The sequence below is a fragment of the Candidatus Omnitrophota bacterium genome (assembly GCA_030688425.1).
GTDB lineage: Bacteria > Omnitrophota > Gorgyraeia > Zapsychrales > JANLHA01 > JAUYIB01.
In genome coordinates, this window is sequence record JAUYIB010000012.1 from 346,799 (window position 1) to 373,664 (window position 26,866).

The following is a 26,866-nucleotide window of genomic DNA, read 5'->3' on the forward strand; positions in this document are numbered from 1 at the left end:
TTTATATAACAGCAAGAAACGTTCCAAATTACCGCAAATTCCCATAATGGGTTGGAGGATATAGAGTTATTGTTCAAGAGAAAATTCCCGGAAAAGCGACGGCAACGTTATTGTGTGGCATTCCTGCAACATGTTGATATTTTTCAACTGCAAGGTGATTAAGCAACCATCAACAAAAAAGGCAATCCTTTTGGGATTGCCTTTTTTGTTTCCTGCTTTCCGGAAGATCAAATCAACTATTGTGGAGTTCCCGTTGCCCTGCTGAAAATCACTTTTTCTGAACGATGAGAACGATCAACGGCCGGATCCCGCTGTCCAAATAAGCGAATGCGTCTTCGCAGCTCGGTTCCCGCTCCAAGTTTTGGTTTAATAATCTTCCTCTCTTAAATTGGCGTTCGCCGACAATCTTACCATCCTCGCAAAAACTGACAAAGGACCCGTCGGGCAAACCTTTCCGGAATTGTCCCATTCCTCTGACCTGGCCGCCCGGATAAAATTCCTTATAATCTCCATTTTTCAGCCGGCCGTTTTCGTCAAATTCCCGGAATTTCACTGTCCGCCCGTCCTTGCTCTTGACCAGATGATAGCGCAGCTGACCTTTTTCATAAAAACCTTCCGTGACGACCTGAACGCCCTTCCTGAAGGTAGCGACTGTCTTTGGCCTGCCATTCGGATAATAGATCTTAATGCTGTTATTCAGCAGGTTGCCCTGGGCATCAAATGTTTTGATAGCCACGGGCTTATGTCCTTTATAGATGATCTGAGATATCAGGCGGTCATTGTTGAGAAGCTGCCACTCAACAATCCTGCCCTTACGATACCGTTCCTTGATCTTTAAGGCGACAGGAACGGGCGCCTTGATGGGCGCACTCTGCGGTCCGGTTACTTTTTCCTGCGGCTGGCGCTCATCGTTCTTTGAATGTCGATCCCCGCCGTTGAGACCGGCAGGCTCCCCGTTCTTTCCCTCCGCTGTCTCCCTGATCGATTCCAGTAAAACATTCGCCTGGACAGGGCTTCCTGGATCACCGGGCGCACCGGGGTGTCCCATCGTGGAATCCGGGAGCTCGTTCCCAGGGAGACTGCCGGCCGTTTTCAAGGTTTCCTCTTGCGGGTCAGCATCGGCAGCTTGATCAATCGCCTCTTGGGCAATACAAAAAGGACAGAAAGATAGACTGACAATACACATAGAAAAAAATAATCTTTTAACCATTGCATTAACCTCCGGTTTCAAGGGCCCGATATTGTGCTGCCATCCTATTGATTAAAAAATAGCAAAATACAAATGAACGTGAGATGAAAATAAGATTAATTTTCCTCATCATGTCCCATGAATGACGGCTGAAAAACAAAAGACCTCCGCCCTTTCGGGTTCGGAGGTCTTTTTCGCTGCGGGAGATGGGGGACCCAGCAGGATCCCTCGGATCAAACTGCGGGGTACATAGCAAATGCTTCTAGATAAAAACCTTGGTGTCCTGCCTCGGACGGAGCCTCGCCAGGACACCATTCTTTCATCTCAATAGCACAAAACCTGCTCCCAAAGGGAAAGCAGGTTTTGTGCGCTGCGGTAAAGAATGGTGGAGGTGCCGGGGATCGAACCCGGGTCCTTGGGTGTTGCCCCATAAGCCTCTACATGCGTAGTTTGTCTTTTATATCTCATCCCGCCTTCCCTGGCAAACAAAGTATGGCGGGACCAGCTTCCAAAAGGTTCGCCCCGCGCCCGGAAGCGCTGCGCGGGACTATCCTGCTCATGACCTCGAAAAGGACCGCAGGAGTTTCCTCCCCGAGGGCCTCACTTAATTAATTAAGCGAGGACAGGCGCCTCGGCAAGAATCGCCTCGGCTTCAGCTACAGGGTTGTAGTCTGCTTTTATTGGTTGCTTGGATTGATAACGGGGCCGACCAAGCTTCCCCGGCATGCCACCTATAGACCAGCATCTCAAGTCGAGACCAATCACCCCCATATTTTAAAAGAACGGAAAAAATCCGGCAAGATCTTCGGATGCGCCCTTAAGTATAGCGGAAATCGGCGGGGAACGCAAATTCCAGCCGACGGAAAGCCGGGGGTCAACGCCGGCGGGTATTGACCGCGCGCTTGAGGTCGCGCTCGATGTCACGTTTCTTGATGTCTTCCCGTTTGTCGTACTGCTTCTTGCCCGTGGCCAGGGCGATCTCGACCTTGACAAAGCCGCGCTTGTTAAAATAAAGCCGCGTGGGAACGATGGCGAGTTTTTTCTGCTGGGCCAGGCCGATGATCTTCAGGAGCTCTTTCTTGTGCAAAAGGAGCTTGCGCTGCCGCAAAGGCTCTTCGTTCAGGTAACTGGCCTGGGCGTAGGGCACGATGTGGAGGTTGTGCAAAAACAGCTCCTCTCCCTTGATCCGAGCGAAACTGTCCGTGAAATTCACCCCGCCGGCGCGGATGGACTTGACCTCCCCGCCGGTCAGGACCAGGCCGCATTCCCACGTCTGCCCGAGGTGAAAATTATGGAAAGCCTTTTTATTGGTCGCGATATTCGGGTTGCTCATCGTAGCGAGATTATAGCAAGCCGGGAGATGGCCAGCAATCGAATTCTCCCCATTGACAGCTATTTCCTTTATCGCTATACTGACGGGTGCTTAAAAGGAATTTTTTGTCAGTGTTCTGCGTTAGAGGTAAATTGCCGATCCTGCGCCGGGCTCCACGTTCCGCTGCGCAGGATTCGGCTCGAACAGTTCTTTGCCTTATGAAAACTCTACCGATCCTGCTTCAAAACGTCCGACTTCACCTACGGTGAAGTCGGAACTTCAGCAGGATTCGGCTCGAGTTCTTCTAAATATAAAACCATGGAAACTCTCGCCGAAGTGGTGAAATTGGCATACACGCTACGTTCAGGGCGTAGTCCCGCAAGGGTTGGGGGTTCGACTCCCCCCTTCGGCATTTTAATTTAGAAAAGGGAGTCGAAGCCGACCCGAGCGCCACCGGTTCAAGCGAGGGCGGCCGGCTTCGGATGAGACCCGACGAATGTCGGGTCGAAGGAGAAGGACTCCCCCCTTCGGCATTTTAATTTAGAAAAGGGAGTCCCCCTGCTTTTCCCTGATGTTTTAAGGTAAGCTGGGTCCCACTTTCCTCTAATTTTTTGAAAAAATGGGAGAAGCCGACTAAGCGACCGAAGGGAGTCCCGAGTGAAATCGAGGGACGTCACCGGTTCGAGCGAAGGCGGCCGGCTTCGGATGAGACCCGACGAATGTCGGGTCGAAGGAGAAGGCCCCCCCTTCGGCATTTTTTTACCTTTGAACTACTCACTTTCTCTCCAGAAAGAAAAAATGCCTGTCCTCATTTCCTCAAATTTCTTAGAAAAATGAGGACGGCATTCATCGAGGTCAAAACCATGCCCCTAAATCTACCCCAAAAACTGATCCTCCCCCTGCTCCTATCAGCCGCTGTTCTTCTCTCGGCCACTCCCATCCTGGCCAAGAAAATGCCCAGCGAACGCAAGACCATCACCTCCAAACCCGAATGTCTGGCCAATGGCGGCAAGTGGGGCCTCCATGGAGAGCATGAAAAAGAATTTTGCATCCTTCCTGCCGGCGATGCCGGAAAGACCTGCCGCGACTCCGCGGAATGTGAAGGGTATTGCATCGCCAAACTGACCCCGGAAGAGGAAAAACTGCTCACCGGGGAACACGGGAAACATTCCCTCAAAAAAACCGGCGCCTGCAGCGAATGGCAGACCGAATTCGGCTGTTTTGCCATGGTAAACCGGGGCAAAGTCACCGGCATCATCTGCCACGACTGAACCGCAGGGCGATTTTCCGCTTGCGCGTCCCTTCGTTCCGTAATACAATAGTCAAACTCATTTCACAGTATTTCGATCAAGAAACCATGGCTTCAGAGGATCCATACCCTACTTCGCAACCGTTTGCTCGCAAGCTCGCTCACGCTCCGTAGGGTTAATGGTTTGGCCCTTCTAGGCCAAACCACCCTGGACAAAGTGAACGGGTTCGCGATGTGAGTTATGTCGCCCGGCAAACCATGGCTCCATAACTCACGCATTCATTAAGGAGCAATCTATGCCTGAAGGCGTACACCACTGGAACACCGAAATCGACGACATTGAGATCCAGGAATGGTTAAGTTCCCTGGACTATGTCCTTAAGCACGGCACCGAAGAAAAAGCTCGGAAGATCCTCCAGCAGTTACAGATCCGCGCCCAGGAAGCCGGCGTAACCCTCCCTTTTATCGCCAACACCCCCTACGTCAACACCCTTCCCGTTGAAAAACAACCGCCCTATCCAGGCAATCGCGAGATCGAGCGCCGGATCAAAAGCATCATCCGCTGGAACGCCATGGCCATGGTCATCCGCGCCAACAAGAACGAATCCGGCGTCGGCGGGCATATTTCTACTTACGCCTCCTCCGCCACCCTGCTGGAGGTCGGATTTAACCATTTCTTCCGCGCCCGGAACGAAAATTTTTGCGGGGATTTCGTCTATTTCCAGGGCCACGGCTCCCCCGGCGTTTACGCCCGGGCCTTTGTGGAAGGCCGTTTGACCGAAAAGAACCTCGAAAACTTCCGCCGCGAACTCAACCCGGGCGGAGGGCTCTCGTCCTATCCTCACCCCTGGCTGATGCCAACTTTCTGGCAGTTCCCGACCGTGTCTATGGGGCTGGGGCCCATCATGGGGATCTACCACGCGCGGTTCAACCGCTACCTGGAAGACCGTGGGCTGAAACCCAAGGATGACGCCAAGGTCTGGGTCTTCATGGGCGACGGCGAATGCGACGAGCCGGAATCCCTCGGCGCGATCCAGCTGGCCTCCCGCGAAAAACTGGATAATCTCATTTTCGTCATCAACTGCAACCTCCAGCGTCTGGACGGCCCGGTCCGGGGCAACGGCAAGATCATCCAGGAACTGGAAGCCCTGTTCCGCGGCGCGCGCTGGAACGTGGTCAAGGTCATCTGGGGCAACGACTGGGACCCCATCCTGGCCAAAGACACGGAGGGCCTGCTCGCCAAACGCATGGACGAGGTCGTCGACGGCCAATACCAGAAATATTCCGTCGAATCCGGAGAATACATCCGCAAAGACTTCTTCGGCGCCAACCCCAAACTGCTCGACATGGTCAAACATCTCTCCGATGACAACCTGCGCAAAATGAAACGCGGCGGGCATGACCCGGAAAAAGTTTACACCGCCTACAAAATGGCCGCGGGATTCAAGGGCGCGCCGAGCGTCATCCTCGCCAAGACCATCAAGGGCTACGGGCTGGGCGAAAGCGGCGAGGGCAAGAACATCACGCACCAGCAGAAAAAGATGAATGAAGACGAACTCAAGCAATTCCGCACGCGGTTCAACATCCCTCTTTCGGATGAGGAGGTCGTCAAGGCGCCCTTTTACCGTCCGCCGGAAGAGTCGGAAGAAATGAAATACCTGCGCGAACGCCGGACACAGCTGGGCGGCTACCTGCCCCAGCGGCATGAAAAAAGCACGCCGCTCACGACACCGTCCGAGGAACTTTTCGAAGAATTTTACAAAGGGACCGAAGGCCGAGAGGTGTCCTCGACCATGGTGTATGTCCGCATCCTGGCCAAACTCCTCAAAGACCCGGAACTGGGCAAATTGATCGTCCCGATCATCCCGGACGAGGCCCGGACCTTCGGCATGGAGGCCCTGTTCCGCCAGTGCGGGATCTATTCTCACGTGGGCCAGCTGTATGAACCTGTGGACAAGGACAGTCTCCTCTATTACAAGGAAGCGACCGACGGCCAGATCCTCGAAGAAGGCATCAACGAAGCGGGGTCCATGGCCTCCTTCATCGCCGCCGGAACGTCCTATTCGACCCAGGGCATCAACACCATCCCCTTCTACACCTATTATTCGATGTTCGGGCCGCAGCGCGTCGGTGACCTCATCTGGGCCGCCGCCGACCTGCGCTGCCGGGGCTTCCTGGCCGGGGCCACGTCCGGGCGCACCACGCTCAACGGCGAAGGGCTCCAGCACCAGGACGGGCACAGCCACCTCCTGTTGTCATCGGTGCCGACCTGTGTGGCCTACGACCCCGCGTTCGCCTATGAACTGGCGGTCATCATCCGCGACGGCATCCACCGGATGTATGAAAAACAGGAAAGCGTATTTTATTACCTGAGCATCGGCAATGAAAATTATGCCATGCCCCCCATGCCGGAAGGCGTCAAGGACGGCATCATCAAAGGCCTGTACCGGTTCAAGTCCTCCGAAATGAAGGACCGCTCCCTGCGCGCGCACCTGTTCGGCAGCGGGGCCATCATGAACCAGGTCATCGAGGCGCAGAAGATCCTTGAAGAAAAATATCACGTCGCGACCGATGTCTGGAGCGTCACCAGCTATAACGAGATCCGCCGGGACGCGCTGACCGCCGAGCGATGGAATGTGCTCAACCCGACGCAAACACCCAAAGTCCCTTACGTCACCCAGTGCCTGACCAAAGAAGACGGCGTGTTCGTGGCCGCCTCGGACTACATGAAGGCCCTGCCGGACGGGATCAGCAAATGGGTCCCCCGCCGGCTGGTGTCCCTGGGCACCGACGGGTTCGGCCGCAGCGAGATCCGCTCGGCCCTGAGGGATTTCTTTGAGGTGGACGCCCGCCATATCGCGTTCGCGGCCCTGGGCGCGCTCCTGCGCGAAGGCAAGATCAAGCAGGACGTCATTGACCGGGCCGCCAAGGAATTGCGGATCAACCCGCACAAAGCGAACCCGATGATATCTTAGCGAATAGCGGTTAGCGGCCAGCGTTCAGGACACAATCTTTTCTATCCGCCATACGCTCCACGCTAAACGCTATACGGAAAGGAATTAATCGTGCTGACCGAATTCAAACTTCCAGGATTAGGCGAAAATATCAAGGGCGGAACTGTGGTCAAGATCATCGTGAGCGTCGGCTCCGCGGTGAAAAAAGACCAGCCCGTTCTGGAACTTGAAACCGACAAGGCCACCATCGAAGTCCCCTCTCCCCTCGACGGGATTGTCAAGGAGATCCTGGTCAAGGAGGGGGCCGTGGCCAACGTCGGCCAGCTCGTGATGAAATTCGAGGCCGGAGCCGCGGCCGCCGAGCAACCGAAAGCCCCGGCCAAGGAAGAGAAGAAAGAAGCCCCCAAACCGGCAGAAAAATCTCACGCCCCGGCAGCCGGCCAGGCGGCTCGCGCCGCAACAGCTCCGGCCGCGGCAGCATCCCAACCGGGCAAAGAAGTCTCCGCCGCTCCGTCTGTACGCCGGTTCGCCCGCGAGATCGGCATTGACGTTACCCAGGTCCCCGGCTCAGGCCCGGGCGGACGGATCTCCGTTGATGACGTCAAGGCCTATTCCAAAGCCCTCAATACCGGGGCCGCCCGGACCGGATCAGGCCCGGCCGTTCAGCCCCTCCCCGATTTTACGCGCTGGGGACAGGTCGAGCGCAAGCCGATGAACAACATCCGGCGCAAAACCGCCGAACATTTGAGCCACGCCTGGCTCTCGATCCCGCACGTCACCCAGTTCGACAAAGCGGACATCACCAACCTGGAAAAACTGCGCAAACAGCTTTCGACCCCGGCCCGCAAACTGACCATCACGCCGTTCATCATGAAAGTCATGGCCGCGGCGCTCAAGCAGTTCCCCCAGTTCAATTCCAGCATCGACATGGCCCGCAGCGAGCTGGTCTACAAAAACTATTTTCACATCGGCGTGGCCGTGGACACGGACCGGGGACTGATCGTCCCGGTCATCCGCGACGTGGACCAGAAAAGCATTTACCAGCTGGCCGACGAACTCACCGGGGCGGCCGAACGCGCCCGCACCAAGAAAACCACCATCGAAGAGATGCAGGGCGGCTGCATGACCATCACCAACCTCGGCGGGATCGGGGGCGTCTTTTTCACGCCCATCGTGAACTGGCCGGAGGTGGCGATCCTGGGTGTTTCCCGCGCCCAGATGGAGCCGGGTTATGAGAACAATATCTGCTCTCCCCGGCTGATGCTTCCCCTCTCCCTTTCATACGACCACCGCGTCATTGACGGCGCCGACGGAGCGCGTTTCCTGCGCTGGGTCTGCAACGCCATCGAACAGCCGTTTCTGCTGAAATTGGAGGACAAATAATGTCCTCCGCGCATACACAGCTTGTCGTCATCGGCGGCGGTCCCGGCGGATATGCCGCGGCGTTCCTGGCCGCCGATCTGGGGATTGAAACCACGCTCGTGGATATGGACGTCAATCCCGGCGGGGTCTGCCTCTTTCGCGGCTGCATCCCGTCCAAAGCGCTTTTGCACGTGGCCCGCATCCTGTCGGAATCGAAAGACGCTGAAGAGCTCGGCATCAAGTTTGCCGAACCCGTCGTTGATATCGACAAGGTCCGCGCCTGGAAAGACAGCGTGGTATCACGATTGACCGGCGGCCTGGGACAGATGTGCAAACTGCGCAAGATCCGATTTGTCCAGGGCCGGGCCACGTTCCTCTCATCGGACAGCATCAAGGTCGCCAAGACAGACGGGGCCGAAGAAACCATCACCTTTGACCATGCCATCCTGGCCACCGGGTCTGTGCCGGTCAACCTCCCTTTTGCTCCCGCTTCTTCCCGGATCATGGATTCGACAGCGGCGCTGAATTTGGAAGATGTGCCGAAACGGCTTCTCGTGGTCGGCGGCGGATACATCGGGCTGGAGCTGGGGACGTTTTACTGCGAACTGGGCAGCAAGGTCACGGTGGTCGAGATGCTTCCCAATTTATTGATCAACACGGACCGCGACCTGGCCACGATCCTGGAGAAAAGGATTTCCACCCGCTTCGAGTCCATCAAGGTCAGCACCAAGGTGACCCAGATGGCTGATGCCGGGGACGGGGTCACCGTCACGTTCGAAGATAAAGACGGAAAAAGCTCTTCAGAAAAGTTTGACAAGGTGCTGGTGGCCATCGGCCGCAAGCCGGTCACCAAGAACCTGGGGCTTGAAAATACCAAGGTCGAGCTCACGGACCGCGGCTTTGTCAAGGTGGACGGGCAGCGGCGCACCACGGACCAGAAAATTTACGCGATCGGCGACATCGCCGGCGACCCGATGCTGGCGCACAAGGCCTCGCACGAGGGCCGCGTGGCGGTGGAGGCCATTGCCGGCCACAAGGTCGCGTTTGAGCCGCAGGCTATTCCCGCCGTTGTTTTCACCGACCCGGAGATCGCCTGGTGCGGGATCACGGAACTGGAAGCCAAGCAACAGAACCGTCCCGTGCAGGTCGTCAAATTTCCCTGGGGCGCGTCAGGCCGGGCCATCACCCTGAACCGCCCGGACGGGTTGACCAAGCTCATCGTGGACCCGGAATCCCAACGCATCCTGGGCGTGGCCATCGTCGGAGTCGGCGCCGGGGAACTCATCGCCGAAGGCGTTCTGGCCGTCGAGATGGGCTCGCTCGTCACCGACCTCAAGCTGAGCATCCATCCCCACCCGACCTTGAGCGAGACCTTCATGGAAACCGCCGAAAACTTCTTCGGCCAAAGCACGCACGTTTATAGGCCCAAACCTCGCCAAAATTAAGAATTTCTGTCAGATAAGTTTTGGCCTTATACTCGTTTCCATCCCTTTTCTTCCAGAAAACGAGTGCCGCCCCCCAAAAAGCTGAGCTTCGCCCCTTCTCAACCTCGGAGGTTGAATTTTTCAATCTCCGAGGTTTTTTCTTTTTTAAGCTTAATTTTTTAGATGGAATTGAAGATACTCGCCGATGTGCAGGCCGATGTCCTCGGCCTTATTGGCGTTGAGCTCCAGGACGTAGACCGCTGGCATCGGGGGGGAATAAACATCGCAGGGGTCTTCCTGGCAGGGCGGAATGTTGGACCCGATATGGACCACGCGCCGGGCCTGGTCCATCCAGATGATATCGAGCGGGATCAGAGTATCTTTCATCCAGAACGTATACGGGCGGGCCTCCGGAAAAATGAACAGCATTCCTTGGTTTTCCCCCAGAGAAGGGCGGCCTTGCAGTCCCCGGGTCCGGGTCTCATCATCCGCAGCGACTTCCACGTCAAAACAATAATCCCGGAAACACACCTGATCCAGGCCCATCGTTTTCCGGCAGCTGTAAAGCGACAATATCGCAAAAAAAACTAAACCGAGACAGGCGAACGTCCGGAGATTCATCAATACCCCCGCTCTTCGGTGCCGGTCAGGTTCAGATAGTCCCGGAATTCGATCTGGCCGTTGATCGCCTTGTTGGCGTTGGCGATACGCTCCGGCAGGTACGGGTGGGTCCGCCAGTAATTGACCTCAGACGGCGGGGCCTTGCGCTGTTCCTCCTCCAGCACCCGCAGAACTTCCGTCACCCCCCGGGGATCAAAACCCGCTTTTTTCATGTATTTCACGCCGAGGACGTCCGACTGAAACTCGTCCTGGCGGGCAAAGGACAAAAATACCGATGTGTAGACCGCGTTGACCCCTCGGGCCGCCGCTCCGCTCCCGGACTGGACGGCCAGGATCTGGGCCAGGATGTATCCGTAGGAAGCCTGCATGCGCTTGATCGCGTGCTTGGCCGTGATGTGTCCCAGTTCGTGGCCGATGACGCCGGCGAGCTGTTCGTCGGTCTTCAGCTTGTCCGTCAGGCCGCGGAACAGGTAAATATACCCGCCGGGAAGGCTGACCGCGTTGACCATATCGTCATCCAGAACCTTGATGGTGTAAACCAATTCCCTGCGGTCGCAAACCGCCACCAGCCGGTCGAAAATTCTCTGAACGCGCTCGTTGAGCTCCACGTCTGTGACGATTTTGTAATGGCTTTCGATCTGCTGGGCCACGGCATCCCCGATCTTGACCTCTTTCTCCGTGCCGTACATCAGGGTTTCCTGCTGGCCTGTGGCGAGGTTGTATTCGGTCGCGCACCCGCTGAACAGCGCCGCCGCAACCAGCGTCAAACCGAGAATATGGACCCCGAGTTTCTTGAGCATGATCCGAAGTTTGGCCATGGGAAGCCCGATCACGTTGGAATAACATCCCTCGATCCGGTTGATGAACAGCCCGCCCCGGCCTTCGATGTCGAAGCCTCCAGCCTTGTCCAGGGGGCTGGTCAGGCGGTGGTAGCGGTCGATTTCCTCATCCGAAAGATGATGCATGTAGACCTTCGTGCGCTCGTAGTCCACGACGGTCTTTCCTGTGGCGGCGTCGATAACCGCGACCCCGGTATAAACCCACTGCGGGCAGGAAAACAAAATCTTCAAAATCCGCTTGGCGTCCTTGAGGTCTTTGGGCTTCCCGATGATCCGGCCCTGGCCGGCGTAAACGATCGTGTCCGCGCCGACCACGATGCCGGCCTTGGCCCGGCGGGCGACCTCCTGCGCTTTGAGCAGGGCGTTGTGTTTGACCAAAGCGCTGCAGGAACCCTTGACGCTCGCGGCCTCCTCAACATGGCTGGGACGGACCGTGAACCGCAGGCCGGCCATTTGAAGCAATTTTTTCCTCTGGGCCGAAGCTGAGGCAAGGATGATATTTTTGATCATAGGGAATCAACTTTTCAGAAAATCGTCCGCGATGAAAATGGACACGAGCGGCAGGCCCTGTTTGGCCAGGGCGTCTTTGGCGCCTTCGCCCCGGTCCACGATGCACACCGCCTTGACCGGACGGATGTTGCTTTTTTTCAGGACCTCCAGGGATTCGAGAAAGGCCTTGCCCGTCGTGGCCACGTCGTCGATCAGGACCACGCGCGACCCTTCGGGCAAAAGCGGGCCTTCAATCTGCTGCTGTTTGCCATGGGCCTTGGGGGCCTTGCGGATGATAAACGTCTTGACCGGCCGGCCGTCCTGGTAACTCAGGACCGCCAGGGCGCCGACCAGGGGATCGGCGCCGAGCGTCGGGCCGCCGATGGCGTCATAGGTTTCGTTCTTGACGGTGTCCAGGATGATCTTGGCGCAAAAATACGCACCCTCGGCGGACAACGTCACCCGGCGGGCGTCGATGTAATAATCGCTTTCCTTGCCGGAAGACAGGGTGATCTTCTCCCTGAAGAACGCGTTCTTTTTCAAAATTTCAAACAAACGGGCCTTGTCGGATGCTGCGGTTGATGTCGGCATAAAAGAACCTTTCAGTGAAATGTTCCCTGGCAGGGCAATCCCCCCGCCAGAATCGAAGGTATTATACGTTCCTTGCCCCAAGGATTCAAGCGGTAAGGCGATCTCCTCCGCCCGCCCCAGGACAAGGTTGACACCGCCTGGCGGCTGGTGATATCATGTCCCCGTGCTCAAAAGTTTCCGGCAAGGTCTTCTGGACCTGATTTTTCCCCGCATCTGTCTCCTCTGCCGATTCCATGACCCCCTGATGTCCCCGAGGGACGCCGTCTGCCCGCGGTGCCTGCAATCGCTGTCCCGAAACCGCCCGCCGTTCTGCTTCCGGTGTTCCCGGCCCCTGGAATCACCTCGGAGGACCCACTGCAAAACATGCCGCAGGCACCCGCCGGTGTTTGACGAGGCCTGGACCGTCTTTCTTTACAGAGACTCTGTCCGGGAATTGATCCATTTCTTCAAATACCACCATAAAACAGGACTGCGATTTTTATTCAGCCGCCTTTTGAGTGAGTTTCTGGAATACTACCGGGTTTCTTTGGAAGGATATGATGCCGTTGTAGCGGTCCCCCTGCATCCATCCCGCAAACGTGAACGGGGTTACAACCAGGCCGGACTGCTGGCGGAGCTGGTCGCGGAGCACCTGGGCCTGCCGGTGCTGAAAAAAGAGTTGCGCAGAGTCCGGCCGACCCGCAGTCAGACGGAATTGAGCCGAAAAGAACGCTGGACAAACATATCCGGTGCTTTTAGAATAAAACATTCACAGACATTCAAAAGCAAGAAAGTCCTTCTGGTAGACGATCTTCTGACCACGGGAGCCACGGCCTCCGAAGCCGCCTGGGTCCTGAAAAATGCCGGGGCCCAGAGGGTGACCGTCCTCGCCCTGGCCGTCGCACCCGGGGACAATAAGCCCCGCACAAAGGACCGCGCAACATGAAGATCATCCGGACTTACATCCTGAAGGAATGCATCCTGCCGTTTTTTCTCGCGCTGACGGTCCTGACCTGCATCTTTCTGCTGGGCAACCTCATCCAGCTCACCCACCTCGTCATCAACAAGGGCGTAAGCATCGCCACCATCGGCAAGGTGTTCCTGCTGACCATCCCGGTCCTGCTGGGCTACACGATCCCGATCGCGTGCCTGGTCAGCGTGATCCTGGCGTTCAGCCGGCTTTCGGCGGACAACGAGATCCTGGCCATGCGCGTCAACGGAATTTACCTGAAAAGCCTGCTCATTCCCCTTTTTGTGGTCGGTGTCGTGTTAAGCCTCTTCTGTCTGATCCTGAACAGCAACATCGTCCCTTACGCCCACCACGAGCAGCGCAAGATGCTCAAGACCCTGGGCGCAAAAAACCCGACGGCGCTCCTGGAGCCAGGGGTCTTCATCCACGCCTTTGAAAAGCAGACCCTCTTCATCCACCGCATCGATGACAACCGGCTTTACAACGTCACGATCTGGCAGCCCCAGCCCGACGGCCGGCCGACCCGCACCATCATCGCCAAGCGGGGGGAGTTCACGCCCGTCCCGGGAGGCAGCCAGATCATCCTCAAGCTCATGAACGGAACTTCCGACGAGCCGGACCTGAAGAATCCGAACAATTTCTACAAGCTCAATTTCGACCAGTTCTTCATGACCCTGGACATCGCCAAGAACAACGCGAAGATCGACAAGAAGCCCAAAAGCATGACGCTCCGGGAACTGCGGGAGGAACGGAGCAAGAAGGAAATGCTGCTCGTGGAAACCGCGCGCCTGGACACGGAATTCTACCGCAAGGTCACCTGGTCGTTCGCGGTCCTGTTTTTCATCCTCCTGGGGTTCCCCCTGGCGGTCATCACCAACAAACGCGAAAAGACCGCCAACGTCGTCCTGGCAATTTTTTGCGCGGCCGTGTATTACCTGCTGTCGCTCGGCTGCGAGGCCCTGAGCATCGAGAGCGTTGTCCCGGCGGCCCTGATCATGTGGGTCCCCAACCTGCTCGCGGGGGCCGTGACGCTGTTCCTCAATGTCCGATTGTGTTCCTCTTAAGTCCAAAGGAGATCCATTTTGTGCATCCTTGACCGCTACATCAGCAAATCCGTCGTATCCATTTTCCTCGCGACGGTCTTTATCTTCTGTCTCCTTTACGTCCTGATCGATTCGGCGGCCAACCTCGACGAGTTCATCAGCCAGAAGATCACCCTGCAGATACTGGCGCAGTATTACGCGTCGTTCCTGCCCATCATGCTGGCCCAGACCGTGCCCATGGCCTTCCTCATCGCGGTCCTGCTGACCTACAGCCAGCTCAACCACCACAACGAGGTCATTGTCCTGCGCACCAGCGGACTCAATTTCTGGAACATCACGCGGCCGGCGATCGCCCTGGCCCTGATCGTCTCGGCGTTCATCTTTTATATGAACGAAAAGTTCGTTCCCCGGGCCGAGAACGAATCCCGGCGGATCAAGAACGAAAACTTCATCCTCGAAGTGGATAAAAAGAAAAAGAAAAGCGCCAAGATCAAGAACCTGACCTTTTACGGGCTCAAAAACCGGCTTTATTATATCGACAATTTCGACCCCAACTCCTTCGACATTGAGGGGCTGACCGTCATCGGGTTCGACGACCAGCAGAACATCAAGGAAAAGATCGTCGCCCTCAACGGCAAGTGGACCGGCATCGCCTGGAAGGCGTTCCAGTGCCACATCACGACCTTTTCCCAATCGGACGACATCCCCACCAAGGTGCGCGTCTATCCTGAAAAACTGCTCGACATCAAGGAGACCCCGGAGGATTTCCTGCGCCAGGGCGTGAACGTCAAGGCCATGAACATCCGCCAGCTCAAGGAATACATCGCCCGCTTCTCCAACAGCGGGGCCCAGAAAGCGATCAACAACCTTCTGGTCGACCTCCATTGGAAGATCGCGTACCCGGCGAGCAACCTGATCATCGTCCTCACCGCCATGCCCCTGGCCCTGCTGACCGGCCGGCGCAAGGCCTTCACCTTCACCTCGCTCGGCATCGCCATCGGCATCGGCTTTCTTTATCAGGTCTTCAATTCCGTGGGACTGGCCCTGGGCAAGGCCGAGATCCTCACCCCCCTCCTGTCCGCCTGGATGACGCCGATGATCTTCCTGGGCCTGGCGTTCTATCTTATTAAGACGAAATTTTAATGAGGGCTTGACTTACGGAACGTAGTGAACGTAAGTCAGTGCCCGAATTAACCCCGCAGCCTTGATTTGCGCCAGCAAATCATGCGGGGTACATGATTGTAACTGAACTTCGCGCAAACAATCCATTGACAATTTTTCGCGTTATGGTAAATCTATTGGAATAACTCAAGCGGCAAAGTAATGATTTTTCACAAAAACCGGTTCCTTCCCCATGACTTTCTTCACTGATCTCCTCACAGGCCATTCCGTTGCCCAAGCCGTCTTTGTCTACAGCCTGGTGATTGCCCTGGGGCTCGCCGTTGGCAGCGTCCCGGTCTTCGGTGTCCGCCTGGGTGTCGCCGGGGTCTTGTTTTCAGGGATCCTCTTCGGGCATTTCCAGATCAGCATCAACCCCGAAGTATTGGAATTCACCCGCGAACTGGGGCTGATCCTCTTTGTCTATTCCATCGGCCTGCAGGTCGGCCCGGGGTTCTTCCGGTCGTTCCGCCATCAGGGCGTCACTCTGAATCTCGTGGCCGCTTTTGTTGTCATCTTCGGCGCCGTGATCGCCCTGGGCCTGAGCTTTTTTGCCGGGATCCCTTTACCCGCGGCCCTGGGGCTGTTCTCCGGCGCCACGACCAACACCCCAAGTCTGGGCGCCACCCAGCAGGCCCTGAAAGAAATCCCGAATATTTCGCCGGACCTTCTCAATATGCCCGGCCTGGGATACGCGGTGGCCTACCCGTTCGGCATCATGGGCATTATCCTGGTCATGCTCATCACCCGGTTCGCCTTCCGTCTTAATCCCCACAAGGAAGCGGAATTCTTTGCCCAGTTGCACAGCAAAGGCGGCAAGCTGGAAACCTTGGAAGTCAGGGTGGATAACCCCAACCTCAACGGGCTGACAGTGGAGCAACTCCCTACGCTGAAAGATTCCGGGGTCGTTGTCTCACGCGTCATGCGCGACGGCAAGGTCCAGGTGGCGCTGGATGACACGAAAATTTTTACAGGGGACATCCTGCGGCTGGTGGGGGCCAAGAAGAACCTTCAGGACGCGCAGATCATCGTCGGATCAAAAGCCAAGATCGATATGAACGCCGCGTCCGGCGGCATCGAGGCGCGCCGGCTGGTGGTGACCAAGCACGACGTGGACGGGAAGACCATCGAGGATCTGGATACCCAAAACAAGTACGGAATCACCATCACCCGCGTCATGCGCGCGGAATTCGAGCTGGCCGCCACGGAAGACACGGAATTGCACCTGGCCGACGTGATCGTTGTGGTCGGTGACAAAGAAAATCTTAACCGCTTCGCCAAGGACGTCGGCAACGCGCCCAAACAACTCGACCACCCCCTGGTCATGCCGATCTTTGTCGGGATCGCCCTGGGCGTTTTGCTGGGCAGCTGGCCGCTCCATATCCCGGGTGTGCCCGTGCCGGTCAAGCTGGGACTGGCCGGAGGGCCGCTCCTGGTGGCGATCTTCCTAAGCTACGTCGGGCGCATCGGTAAACTGATATGGTATATGCCCAGCAGCGCCAATTTCATGCTGAGGGAAATCGGGATCGTGCTTTTTTTGGCCTGTGTCGGGATCAAATCCGGCGGGCAGTTCGTCCATACCCTGTTGCAGGGCGACGGGTTCTACTGGATGGGCTGCGCGACGATCATCACGGTCCTCCCGATCCTGGTCGCGGCGCTCTATCTGAAGCTCAGGCTGAAACTCAATTACCTGACCATCTGCGGGATCCTGGCCGGCAGCATGACCGATCCGCCGGCGCTGGCTTTTGCCAACAGCATGACGCAGTCCAACGCACCCTCCATCGCCTACGCCACAGTCTATCCTCTGGTCATGCTCCTGCGCGTGGTGAGCGCGCAGATCATCGTCATCTTCTTCATGCGGTAATTCCCGTCTAATCCGTGTCCTAACACAAAAGGGCTGGGCTGTAACCCCATGCTCAGACAGTCCTCACTCCTCGGCTTTCTCTAGAATCGCAAATGAAAGCCTCGGGCTGCGGAACTCGCCTGGGATACAGCCCAGCCGTCTCTTGAACCAAATAACTAAGAGATCTCTTTCAGCCAGTCCAGCAACTTCCTCTTGATCTCGTCTTTCACCGCGCACGTTTGCCGTAATTTTTCCTCAAATGTTCCTGCAAAACGGGACGGGTCCGGAAAACCCCAATGGATCCGTGTGTGCCGGCCCGGGAACGTGGGACACCGCTCCGCGCTGGTCTCGTCGCAAACCGTCACCACATAATCATACCTTGCCCCCCGCTGGATGAGATCGGCCACGGCGCGCGTCGCCTTGCCGGCGATGTCGATCCCTTCTTCTTTCAACACCTCGACGACAACCGGATTGAGCGCCCCCGGCTCGATCCCGGCGCTTTCGCATTCAAATCGTTCCGGCGCCATTTTGCGTAAAAGCTCCTCGGCCATCTGGCTCCGGGCGGAATTGTGGATGCAGACAAAAAGGATTTTCTTCCTATTCACGACGCCATCTCCTTTTCAGGTAAAGGGCCGCATTGACAAGCGCAATGAGAACAGGGACCTCCACAAGAGGCCCCACCACCGTGGCAAAGGCTTGAGGAGAATTGATCCCAAAGATCGCCACAGCCACGGCGATCGCGAGCTCAAAATCATTGCTCGCGGCGGTAAAAGACACAGCCACGGTCTGCGCGTAATTCGCCTTGAGCCGGACCGCCACAAAAAATGAAATTCCCCACATCAGCAGGAAATAGATCGCGAGCGGCACGGCGATCCGGACCACATCCAAGGGCAACTTCACGATGTATTCCCCCTTCAGAGAGAACATGACAAAAATCGTAAACAAAAGGGCGATCAATGTCAGGGGGCTGATCCTGGGAACAAAATATTTTTCATACCACTCCGGCCCTTTGACCCTCAGGAGAACGGTCCGGCTTAAGAAACCCGCGGCAAAGGGTATCCCCAAATAAAAGAAAACTGTCCTTGCCGATTCCGCCATGGAAACGTGGCAGTCCAACCCCTCGACCAATCCCAGAGCGTTCAGGCCGAACGTGATGAACACATAAATATAAACCGCATAAAAAAGGACCTGGAACACGGCATTGAACGCAACCAAACCCGCCGCCAACTCCCGGTCCCCCTCGGCCAGCTCGTTCCAGACAATCACCATGGCAATGCAACGCGCCAGCCCCACCAGAATCACCCCGATCATGTATTCCGGATAATGGCGCAAGAACAGGGCCGCCAAAACAAACATCAGCAGGGGTCCCGCCACCCAATTCTGAAACAAAGAAAAGGCGAGAATTTTTTTGTTAGAAAAAATCCGGCCGATTTCTTCATATTTGACTTTTGCCAGGGGCGGGTACATCATCAAAATGAGACCGATGGCGATCGGCCAATTGGTGGATCCTGTCTGAAAACGGTTCCAGAAGCCGGCCAAGGAGGGCCATAGAAAGCCCGCAGACACCCCTAAAGCCATGGCAAGAAAAATCCAAAAAGTTAAAAAGCGGTCCCAAAAGGACAACTTTCGAAATGCGGAATCCTTCAATGCCTCTTCTCCTTCCGTGTTACACAACATCCCCCCTCAATCCTGATCGCCTTGAGATTCACCAACGCGTCAGCGATTTTTCGGTGAGCTGAAGTCAAAATGCGGGAGACCGTAGAACGGTGGATCCGCATCAGCCGGGCAATCTCAGTTTGCTCCAGTTTTTCCAAATGGGCGAGCCGCAAAGCCTCAAATTCGTCCAAAGTGACATGAACGCCTATCGGGGAATGCCCTGCTTTGCATTTGGGCTGAAAGCATCTCTCCCCGGGTTCACAGGCGATCCAGCGCGTCTTTTTAGGCCTCATGCCAAACCCCCATTATGCACATATGTGCATTATAAACCCAAACGATATTTTGTCAATTCTTTAGGTGTTTGAGAATATTACAGGAAAGTTGCTATCGCAAATAGACTCGCGGAAGACGGTTGCCGAGATTGCAGACGATTTCGTAGCTGATCGTGCCGGCGTGGTCAGCCAGTTCATCGGCGGAAACCTGGCGACGGCCCTGGGCGCCGAGCATCACGACTTCTTCCCCCAGACGCACATTCTTCAAGCCGGTCACGTCCACGACGATCTGGTCCATGGTGACCCGGCCGATGAGCGGGCAACGTTGTCCGCGCACCAGGGCGCAAGATTTGTTGGAAAGGCACCGGAAATACCCGTCCTGGTAACCGATCGGGAGCGTGGCGACCGTCATTCTCCTTTTGGCCACAAAGGTGTGGCCGTAACTGACGCCCGCGCCCTTGGGGATATGTTTGACGAAGATGGCCCGCGTCTTGACGCTCATCACGGGCTTCAGCCGGATCGTGGGCCGCAAATTTTCCGCCGGGTAAAGCCCATAGAGCATCAACCCCGGGCGGGCCACGTTAAAAACCGGCATGCGATAGCGGCCCAGCCCCATGCTGTTGGCCGCGTGGATATAAGGAATGACCAGGGCCTGGTGGTCGAGCCGGCGGACAAGGTCCGTCAAATCATTGATCTGCCTGCGGGTGAACCGGGTGTCGGTATCCGCCACCGGAAAATGCGTGTACAGTCCCCTGACCCGCAGGGATGGGAACGCCGCGAGGCATTTGATGAAATTTTCCGCCTCCTCATACCGCACCCCCATCCGCCCCATGCCGGTGTCCACCTTGACATGGACATCCACTTTCTTGTTCACGGACGAGGCATAGCGCTGGATCGCGGAGGCCAGGGGAAAATGACAGACCGTCGGCGTCAGCCCGTAATCCACGATCTGTTTGGCAAGAAACGGGAGCGAAGATTCCAAAAGGACGACCGGCTTTTTGATCCCGTGCTTGCGCAGCTGCACGCCTTCCGCAACGTCCGAAACCGCGAGGAAATCCGCGCCCAATTTATCAAGTTCCGACGCGATCCGCAGCATCCCGTGTCCGTAAGCGTCGGCCTTGATGACGGCCAAAATGGCGACGGCGCGCGGCCTCCGGTGCGCGAGCCCCGGCGGAGGGTCCTGCCCGATCTGCTTCCGGGCGAGCCTCCGGATCTGAAGATAATTGTGGCGAAGGGCCTTCAGGTCAATTTCAGCCCAGGTGAGAAAATTTTTGTCAGTCAGGTCGTATTTCATTTAATGGCGGATGGGGTTGTTGTAATTTGGCAATCCGCCGAGTACAAATACAGCGGGACCAAACGAGCGGGGTCATCAAACCGCTGATGAACAAACCGCTGATACGCTATTTTAGCCAATTCCCTGGCTTGGGGATACCAAAATTTCTCGTCCGCGAAAAGAGCCTGGCATCCGTGTCCCGTCCCCTGGCCGGCTTCGGCATAGGCCTTGAGGATTTCTTCCCGGTGCAGGCCGACGCCGTCTCCGATAAAAATCGTCCGGCCTTTGACGTGATCAAGCCATCGGGACAATTCTGTCAACTGATAGTCGCTGATCCGCACAAACGCCCGTCCGGCGCGCTCAAACAGGCACGCATACACCAAATTCCGGCGGGCATCGGAGATCGTGCAAACCTGGTCGCAGTCTTGGCCCGCAACGTTCCTGGCCAGGACATCCGGGCTGGGAACGCCGATGACCGGCTTTCCGGAAGCGAACGCCAGGGCCTTGACCGTGGACAGCCCCACGCGCAGGCTCGTGAAGGACCCCGGCCCCAGCGCGATGGCAAAGGCGTCGAGGTCCCGGAGTTCCATCCTGAGCCCCTTGAGAATCTTTTCAATGACCGGGATGATGGAAGACGACAGAACCTTTTTCAGCCGGATATTGCGATACGCCAGAATCTTCTCCTGGGAAGAAACCGCGATGCTGAACGTCTTTGTAGACGTCTCCAAAGACAAAATTTTCATAAACGGGCCGCCTCCCACCGCCGGGACATCTGTTCGCCGTGCGCCGTGATTTCGATCATCCGCTCGTCCGGGGACTGATGGGCCAGGCGGACGGAAAGGTACTCGGCCGGCATCTCGTTCCCCAGCCGGTCCGCCCACTCCACGACCGAGATCCCGTCGCCGTAAAAAAATTCTTCATATCCGATCCGCGGCAAATCCTGCCCTTCGATCCGGTAAAGGTCAAAATGATAAACCGGAAGCTTGCCTTCATAAACGTTCATCAGCACAAAGGTCGGGCTGTTGACTCCCGACGGCTTAATTTTGAAACCCTCGGCCAAGCCCTTCACAAAGGTGGTCTTCCCGGACCCCAGGTCCCCGAACAGGCAGACGATATCGCCCTTTTTCAGGAACGAAGCCAGGCTGCGGCCGAGATCCCGGGTTTCTTTTTCACTGCGGGAGTGGATATTCTGGACGTCCATTTTAAAAATGCGTGAAGCCTTTGGTAGAAATCCTGGTTTTGCGATGCATCCTCCCCATCAACGCCAACCCTCTGCCATCCACAATTTCGCCGATCAGATAAAAATGGAATTTCTTTGATTTAAGCCCGGCCAACGCGCGGCCCGTTTGCGGCGGCACGGTGAATAACAGTTCGAAATCTTCCCCATCCTCCAGGGCCTGCTTGACCGTGGCCCCCCGGGACAAAGGGATGTCGGCTTCCCGGACGACAGCTCCCACGCGGCTGGCCTCCAGGATATGCCCCAGGTCGGCGGCCAGCCCGTCGGAAACGTCGATCATGGCGCTCGGCCGGAACCGCTTGACCAAAAACCGTGACTCCGCCAGCCGCGGGTTAAATGTCAAATGTTTGCCGGAGGGAAAGGAACGCCCCAGCGGGCCGCTCACAAAGATCCAGTGCCCTTTTTTAGCCCCGGCGCGCGTGACAAGTTCGGACTTTCGCGCTTCGCCCAAAAGGGAGACGTTGATCACAAGCTTTTCCGACCGGATGGTGTCCCCTCCCACAATGCTGACCCCGCACCGGCGCGCCAGCCTCTCCATGCCCCGGTAAAGAGCCCGGACAGCCTCGACGGTGGTCCCGGGGGCTATCCCCAGAGACACGGTCGCATAGGTCGGCCTGCCGCCCATCGCGGCGATGTCGCTGATGTTGCAAGCCAGGGCTTTGTGTCCGATGGCCAAAGCATCGTCCGAGCGGCGGAAATGCGTGCCTTCGGCCATCATGTCGGTCGTGAACAGCAGATACCCGCCCCGGCCATGGGCCATGACCGCGGTGTCATCGCCGATGCCCTTGACCACCGACGGAACGCAGCGCACCCTTTTCTTGATAAGATCGATCAGTCCGAATTCGCCGATATTTTTAAGTAACATAGAATCCCTGGCGGGTAAAACGGATCGTGTTCAGCATATCGGGTGATATCAAAAATTATTCTCTGACCGCTATCCGCTAAACGTTTTCTTAATATTTCTCTGATACGGCGGCCGGATCACTCCGCGCTCCGTCACAATGCCGTGGATCAATTCATGGTCCGTGACGTCAAAAGCCGGGTTATAGGCCTTCACCCCTCGGGGGGCCGTGGGAACGCCGGCGAAGCGGGTGACCTCGGCAGGGTCTCTCTCCTCGATCGGGACGTGTTCCCCGCTGGAAATCTTGAGGTCGAATGTCGAATACGGCGCCACGATGTAAAAAGGAATCTTGTGATGCCGGGCCAGGACGGCCAGGGAGTATGTCCCGATCTTGTTGGCCGCGTCTCCGTTGGCGGCGATCCGGTCCGCGCCGGTGAAGACGACATCGATTTCCCCCTGTTTCATCAGCGTCCCGGCCATGCTGTCGCAGATCAGCGTGACATCGATCTTTTCCCGCATCAGCTCCCAGGTTGTCAGCCGCGCGCCCTGCAACAGCGGACGGGTTTCGCAGGCATACACCTTAAATTTTTTCCCGGCCCCCTTGGCGGCGGACATGACCCCCTCGGCAGTGCCATAATCCACGGTGGCCAGCGCGCCGGCGTTGCAAATCGTGAGCAGGTTCATGCCGCTTTTGATCAGTTTGGCGCCATGCCGCCCCATCATCCGGCAGGCCCGGCGGTCTTCTTCATAAATGGACATCGCCTTTTTATGGAGCAATTTCTTCAGCTCCGGCACCGGGGCCTCCGGATGCGCGTGGACAACGGCCTTCATGTCATTTAGGACGTTGAACAGGTTGACGGCCGTCGGGCGGGAACTGCCGATATAATGGCAGAGGTCGTCCAGGTCCTCGAGAAACCTCCGCCGCTCGTTGCCCCGGAACGACCGCAGACCGAGAAGGACCCCAAAGCCGGCCGCGACACCGATGGCCGGCGCGCCGCGGACCTGGAGCCGCCGGATGGCGTGCCACAGAGTCTTGACATCGCGGCAATAAAGGTATCGAAATTTTCTGGGCAGGAGCGTCTGGTCGATGATGCGGACCGCGCCGTTGATCCATGTGATGGTTTGGATGGACATGTTATAAAGGGAATGATGGTTGAAAATGGAGGATGGAAAATCGAAAAAACCGCTTACCGGTTATCCTCGTTCTTCCATTTTCCATTTTCTATTTTCGATTCTCTATCCGCGGGAAAAGCGCGTCATGGGGCTTCAATTTCGTCCCCGGTTTAAGTTCACCCCACGTCAAGCGGCTCCCCTCAGCGCCGAGGATCTCCAGGACCTTTTGGGCTTTCTGGGGCATCACGGGCTGAAGTAAAACAGCGCTCAGGCGCAGGGCCTCGGTTGCGGTGTACAGCACACAGCCGGCGCGGGACAGGTCCGTCTTGGCCAACTTCCACGGTGCCTGCTGTTCAATGTATTTATTGGTCATGCGCACCAGACTCATGGTCTTGTCCAGCGCCTCATCGACCTTCAATTCCTCGATATTTTGCTGGACCAGCTTGATGAGAGACCCCTGTCCCAAAGCCAGGATCATCTGGTCATCCGGCGTGTGTTTGTCCGGTTCCGGGACGGTCCCGTCGAAATATTTCCCGAGCAGTCCGCTCACCCGGTTGAGCAGGTTGCCGAAATCGTTGGCCAGGTCCCTGTTGTAGACCTCAATGAATTTCGCCTCGGCAAAATCGCTGTCCATGGTCCCCCACGGCCCGCCGACGGCGAGAAACCAGCGCAGGGCGTCCAGGCCGTAAGCGGCCACGTAAGAATCGATCTTCTGCAGGTCGACGAAATTCCCCATCGACTTGCTCATCTTCTGGCCTTCGCTGATCCAGAAACTGTGCGCGTAAACCACCCGGGGCAGAGGGCGCTTCAAGGCCAGCAGCATGGCCGGCCAGATCACGGCATGGAACCACAGGATGTCCTTGGCGATCAGGTGCGCGTCCGCCGGCCAGTATTTGCGCCGGTCATCCGTGTCCACGGTGGACAGATAATTGATCAGCGCGTCGATCCAGACATACACCGCGTGTTCCGGGTCGCCGGGGATGGGTATCCCCCAGCCGCCCGCGCCGGTGCGCGAAATCGGGACGTCGTTCAGCCCCTCATTGAGCCGCCCCAGCACCTCGTTGGAGCGGGCCGCGGGCAGGACGGAGAATTTCCGGCCGTCGACCTGTCCGCCTTCCAAAAGGGTCTTCAGGCGGTCCTGGTAGGCGCTCAAACGAAAAAAATAATTTTTTTCCTTTTTGCGGACAAGCGGTTTTTTATTGAACGGCGAGATGTAATCGTAATCTTTGGCCTTGGTGTCGGGGATGTATTCTTCCTGCCCGGCGTCATACCAGCCTTCATATTCCCCGAGATAAACGTCGCCCGACTTCTGGAGCTCGGCGATATACTGCTGGACCTTGTCCTTGTGGCGGGATTCCGTGGTGCGGATGAAATCGTCGTTGGTGATGCCGAGCTTCCGAAACGTGTCCTTGAAGGCCTGGGCGTTGCGGTCCGCCCATTGCATCGGCGTCTTGCCGTTCTGCTGGGCGGATTCCACGACCTTGGCCGCGTGTTCATCGGTCCCGGTCAGAAAAAAAACGTCCTCCCCCTGCAACCGGTGATACCGCGCCAGGATGTCCGCCATGGTGGTCGAATAGACATGCCCGATGTGCGGAGCGTCGTTGACGTAATAAATAGGCGTTGTAACGTAAAATTTAGGCATGGATTGCACCGGAGGCGGATGCGTCCCTTAAGCAGACACGCTCGCCGGCTGGGGTGAAGAATAGGACAGTTTGACCGTCTTTCCCTCGCCCAGGTCGACAATGACGTACTGTTTGAGGATATTGATGTCCTTCACGCGGCCCTTGCCTTCCGGCGTGGTGACCTTGTCCCCGGGCCGGGGCATTTCCCTGGCGAGCTCCCGGTAAACGGAAAACTCGTAGGCCATGCAGCACTTGATCCGGCCGCACACCCCCGAGATCCGCGACGGGTTGAGCGGAAGTTCCTGTTCCTTGGCCATTTTGATGGACAAGGCGTGAAAATTTTTCATGTAGGACGAACAGCACAATTCCCGGCCGCAGACGCCGAAGCCTCCGACGATCTTGGCCTTGTCCCGGACGCCGACCTGCTTGAGCTCGATGCGCACCCGGAAGATCTTGGCGAGGTCTTTCACGAGGTTGCGGAAGTCCACCCGCCCTTCGGACAGGAAGAAAAAAATGATCTTGCTGCAGTCGAAGGTGTATTCGGCCTTGATGATGTTCATGTCGAGCTTGCGCTCGTTGATTTTGCGCAGGCAGATGTTGATGGCGTCCTGGGCCTTGATGCGGTTATTGGCGACCTGGTTCATGTCGCCTTCGGTGGCCTTGCGCAGGACCTTGCCGACAGAGGCTTCCGTCTTGCCTTCGCACGCCGCCTTCTCATGGGACACCACGCGGCCGAACTCCGTGCCCCGGTCCACCTCGACGACGACATGGTCGTCCCGGTCGCAGGGGATGTCGTTCAGATCAAAAACCTGGACGGGCCGGTATTCCCCCACCTTCACTTCTATGATCTTGCCCATATCTTCTCCTTCAAAATATAAGCGGGGATCTTCACGTTCAAATTGTCCCCGAGCATCTGTTCGGTTTCCACGATTTGGCCGATGATCCCGCTGATCTGCGCGAGCGAATAGCGCCGGGCGAGATCCGCGATCTCCGGACTCCGGTCGGCGTGCATCAGCCCCTCGGCCGGAGCGCCGCTCTTGACGAGCAACACGTCCCGGAAGAAACTCAGGAGCACGTCCAGCACTTCCTTGGTCTTGTCCTTGTCCGGCAGGACGGTCTTGATGAACGATTCCGCGTCCCGGTCGCCCAGGAAGCGGTCCAGGATCTCGTTTTTCCGCTCAAAAAGCCGGCTCTCCTGGAGGGCCTTTGCCCGGCCCCAGCACCCCTCGGAAAAAAGGGTCAAAAAACGGACGGCATCGTCGTTAATAGCATAATCATTTTTTAACCGCGACGCAAGCTTCTCCTTGGGCCAGGACGGAAAATGCACCGCGTGGCAGCGGGAGCGGATCGTGCCCAGATTGCGCTCGGGAACGGCGGTGGTCAGCAAAAAGAGACTGTGCAACGTCGGCTCTTCCAGGGTCTTCAAAAGCGCGTTGCCCGCTTCCGCGGAAAGTCTCTCGACCTCCCTGATGACGCAGACTTTGCGGGCGGCCTCGAACGGCCTCAGCTGCATCTGGGCCACAGCGTCCTTGATCTGGTCGATGCCGATGACCTGGCCTTCCCCAAGCTCAACGACGCGGACGTCCGGATGATTGCCGGAACGGATTCGGACCGCGGCGGAGCAGGAGCTTTCCGCCTCCTCCCCGGCCGTTTCCAGACAATGCGGGCAGACCGCCATGGCCGCGATCCGAAGGGCTGTTTCGCTCTTGCCGGAATGCAACGGCCCTATCAACAGATACGCGTGCGCCAACTTCCCGCTTTTCAGTAGCGCGACGAAACGGTTGACCACGGAGATGTCCACATATCCTGCAGAAACGGTTCCCATCAGC

Annotated in this window: 24 protein-coding genes, 1 tRNA gene and 1 other RNA gene; 9 read left to right on the plus strand and 17 right to left on the minus strand. The window is 57.1% G+C overall.

The window, feature by feature from the left end; translation table 11 throughout:
- Positions 1–268: 268 nt before the first annotated feature.
- The 3 genes from Q8Q08_02705 to smpB form a co-directional block, all read right to left on the minus strand.
- Positions 269–1,048, minus strand: a complete 780-nt coding sequence (locus Q8Q08_02705; protein ID MDP2652923.1) for a hypothetical protein — start codon at positions 1,046–1,048, stop codon at positions 269–271.
- Positions 1,049–1,572: 524 nt separating this feature from the next.
- Positions 1,573–1,958: a transfer-messenger RNA gene (gene ssrA / locus Q8Q08_02710) on the minus strand.
- A gap of 105 nt (positions 1,959–2,063) precedes the next feature.
- On the minus strand, positions 2,064–2,522 hold the full coding sequence (gene smpB / locus Q8Q08_02715) for an SsrA-binding protein SmpB (protein MDP2652924.1): 459 nt from the start codon (positions 2,520–2,522) through the stop codon (positions 2,064–2,066).
- Between the two features lie 309 nt (positions 2,523–2,831).
- On the opposite strand from smpB, the gene Q8Q08_02720 reads away from it, so the two are divergent.
- The 5 genes from Q8Q08_02720 to lpdA all read left to right on the plus strand — a co-directional run bounded on the left by Q8Q08_02720 (position 2,832) and on the right by lpdA (position 9,511).
- Positions 2,832–2,913, plus strand: a tRNA-Leu gene (locus Q8Q08_02720).
- 421 nt (positions 2,914–3,334) lie between these two features.
- Positions 3,335–3,772 (plus strand): hypothetical protein, encoded by a 438-nt coding sequence (locus Q8Q08_02725; protein ID MDP2652925.1) that lies wholly within the window; start codon positions 3,335–3,337, stop codon positions 3,770–3,772.
- Between the two features lie 274 nt (positions 3,773–4,046).
- Positions 4,047–6,725, plus strand: a complete 2,679-nt coding sequence (aceE, locus tag Q8Q08_02730) for a pyruvate dehydrogenase (acetyl-transferring), homodimeric type (protein MDP2652926.1) — start codon at positions 4,047–4,049, stop codon at positions 6,723–6,725.
- Between the two features lie 90 nt (positions 6,726–6,815).
- Positions 6,816–8,087, plus strand: coding sequence for a 2-oxo acid dehydrogenase subunit E2 (locus Q8Q08_02735; GenBank protein ID MDP2652927.1), 1,272 nt, complete (start codon positions 6,816–6,818; stop codon positions 8,085–8,087).
- Positions 8,087–9,511, plus strand: a complete 1,425-nt coding sequence (gene lpdA, locus Q8Q08_02740; GenBank protein MDP2652928.1) for a dihydrolipoyl dehydrogenase — start codon at positions 8,087–8,089, stop codon at positions 9,509–9,511. Before Q8Q08_02735 ends, lpdA begins: the two co-directional genes overlap by 1 nt.
- Positions 9,512–9,661: 150 nt before the next feature.
- Here the strand turns inward: lpdA and Q8Q08_02745 are convergent, their stop codons facing one another.
- From Q8Q08_02745 to pyrE, 3 genes are read right to left on the minus strand one after another with little or no spacing between them, the layout of a single operon-like run.
- The gene (locus Q8Q08_02745; GenBank protein MDP2652929.1) at positions 9,662–10,111 is read right to left on the minus strand and encodes a DUF192 domain-containing protein; all 450 of its coding nucleotides are present in this window, start codon (positions 10,109–10,111) and stop codon (positions 9,662–9,664) included.
- Positions 10,111–11,460: a Maf family nucleotide pyrophosphatase gene (locus Q8Q08_02750; protein ID MDP2652930.1), complete on the minus strand. Its 1,350-nt coding sequence runs from the start codon at positions 11,458–11,460 to the stop codon at positions 10,111–10,113. The genes Q8Q08_02745 and Q8Q08_02750 overlap by 1 nt, the downstream gene beginning before the upstream one ends.
- Positions 11,461–11,466: 6 nt before the next feature.
- Complete coding sequence (gene pyrE / locus Q8Q08_02755) at positions 11,467–12,030, minus strand: orotate phosphoribosyltransferase (GenBank protein ID MDP2652931.1); 564 nt, start codon at positions 12,028–12,030, stop codon at positions 11,467–11,469.
- 163 nt (positions 12,031–12,193) lie between these two features.
- Between pyrE and Q8Q08_02760 the strand changes: the two genes are divergently transcribed.
- The 4 genes from Q8Q08_02760 to Q8Q08_02775 all read left to right on the plus strand — a co-directional run bounded on the left by Q8Q08_02760 (position 12,194) and on the right by Q8Q08_02775 (position 17,044).
- The gene (locus Q8Q08_02760) at positions 12,194–12,955 is read left to right on the plus strand and encodes a ComF family protein (protein MDP2652932.1); all 762 of its coding nucleotides are present in this window, start codon (positions 12,194–12,196) and stop codon (positions 12,953–12,955) included.
- Positions 12,952–14,043, plus strand: a complete 1,092-nt coding sequence (locus Q8Q08_02765; GenBank protein MDP2652933.1) for an LptF/LptG family permease — start codon at positions 12,952–12,954, stop codon at positions 14,041–14,043. The genes Q8Q08_02760 and Q8Q08_02765 overlap by 4 nt, the downstream gene beginning before the upstream one ends.
- A gap of 18 nt (positions 14,044–14,061) precedes the next feature.
- Positions 14,062–15,165, plus strand: coding sequence for an LptF/LptG family permease (locus Q8Q08_02770; protein MDP2652934.1), 1,104 nt, complete (start codon positions 14,062–14,064; stop codon positions 15,163–15,165).
- A 211-nt stretch (positions 15,166–15,376) separates the two neighbouring features.
- Positions 15,377–17,044, plus strand: a complete 1,668-nt coding sequence (locus Q8Q08_02775) for a putative transporter (protein ID MDP2652935.1) — start codon at positions 15,377–15,379, stop codon at positions 17,042–17,044.
- A gap of 155 nt (positions 17,045–17,199) precedes the next feature.
- On the opposite strand, the gene Q8Q08_02780 is transcribed toward Q8Q08_02775, so the two are convergent.
- The 11 genes from Q8Q08_02780 to Q8Q08_02830 all read right to left on the minus strand — a co-directional run bounded on the left by Q8Q08_02780 (position 17,200) and on the right by Q8Q08_02830 (position 26,862).
- The gene (locus Q8Q08_02780) at positions 17,200–17,628 is read right to left on the minus strand and encodes an arsenate reductase ArsC (protein ID MDP2652936.1); all 429 of its coding nucleotides are present in this window, start codon (positions 17,626–17,628) and stop codon (positions 17,200–17,202) included.
- Positions 17,621–18,700, minus strand: a complete 1,080-nt coding sequence (arsB, locus tag Q8Q08_02785) for an ACR3 family arsenite efflux transporter (GenBank protein ID MDP2652937.1) — start codon at positions 18,698–18,700, stop codon at positions 17,621–17,623. Before arsB ends, Q8Q08_02780 begins: the two co-directional genes overlap by 8 nt.
- Entirely contained in the window at positions 18,667–18,972 is a 306-nt protein-coding gene (locus Q8Q08_02790) for a DUF134 domain-containing protein (protein ID MDP2652938.1), read from the minus strand. Before Q8Q08_02790 ends, arsB begins: the two co-directional genes overlap by 34 nt.
- Positions 18,973–19,063: 91 nt before the next feature.
- A complete protein-coding gene (gene alr, locus Q8Q08_02795) occupies positions 19,064–20,245 on the minus strand; it encodes an alanine racemase (GenBank protein MDP2652939.1) in 1,182 nt (393 codons plus the stop codon).
- Complete coding sequence (gene tsaB, locus Q8Q08_02800) at positions 20,242–20,967, minus strand: tRNA (adenosine(37)-N6)-threonylcarbamoyltransferase complex dimerization subunit type 1 TsaB (protein ID MDP2652940.1); 726 nt, start codon at positions 20,965–20,967, stop codon at positions 20,242–20,244. Before tsaB ends, alr begins: the two co-directional genes overlap by 4 nt.
- The gene (gene tsaE / locus Q8Q08_02805) at positions 20,964–21,425 is read right to left on the minus strand and encodes a tRNA (adenosine(37)-N6)-threonylcarbamoyltransferase complex ATPase subunit type 1 TsaE (GenBank protein MDP2652941.1); all 462 of its coding nucleotides are present in this window, start codon (positions 21,423–21,425) and stop codon (positions 20,964–20,966) included. Before tsaE ends, tsaB begins: the two co-directional genes overlap by 4 nt.
- A 1-nt stretch (position 21,426) precedes the next feature.
- Entirely contained in the window at positions 21,427–22,326 is a 900-nt protein-coding gene (locus tag Q8Q08_02810; GenBank protein ID MDP2652942.1) for a thiamine-phosphate kinase, read from the minus strand.
- Positions 22,327–22,395: 69 nt separating this feature from the next.
- Positions 22,396–23,436 carry an S-methyl-5-thioribose-1-phosphate isomerase gene (gene mtnA / locus Q8Q08_02815; protein ID MDP2652943.1) on the minus strand — a complete coding sequence of 347 codons (1,041 nt, stop codon included), beginning with the start codon at positions 23,434–23,436 and terminating at the stop codon, positions 22,396–22,398.
- 88 nt (positions 23,437–23,524) lie between these two features.
- A complete protein-coding gene (gene metG, locus Q8Q08_02820) occupies positions 23,525–25,057 on the minus strand; it encodes a methionine--tRNA ligase (GenBank protein MDP2652944.1) in 1,533 nt (510 codons plus the stop codon).
- 27 nt (positions 25,058–25,084) lie between these two features.
- Positions 25,085–25,894, minus strand: a complete 810-nt coding sequence (locus Q8Q08_02825; protein MDP2652945.1) for a stage 0 sporulation family protein — start codon at positions 25,892–25,894, stop codon at positions 25,085–25,087.
- Positions 25,879–26,862 carry a DNA polymerase III subunit gene (locus Q8Q08_02830; protein ID MDP2652946.1) on the minus strand — a complete coding sequence of 328 codons (984 nt, stop codon included), beginning with the start codon at positions 26,860–26,862 and terminating at the stop codon, positions 25,879–25,881. Before Q8Q08_02830 ends, Q8Q08_02825 begins: the two co-directional genes overlap by 16 nt.
- Between the last annotated feature and the right edge of the window lie 4 nt (positions 26,863–26,866).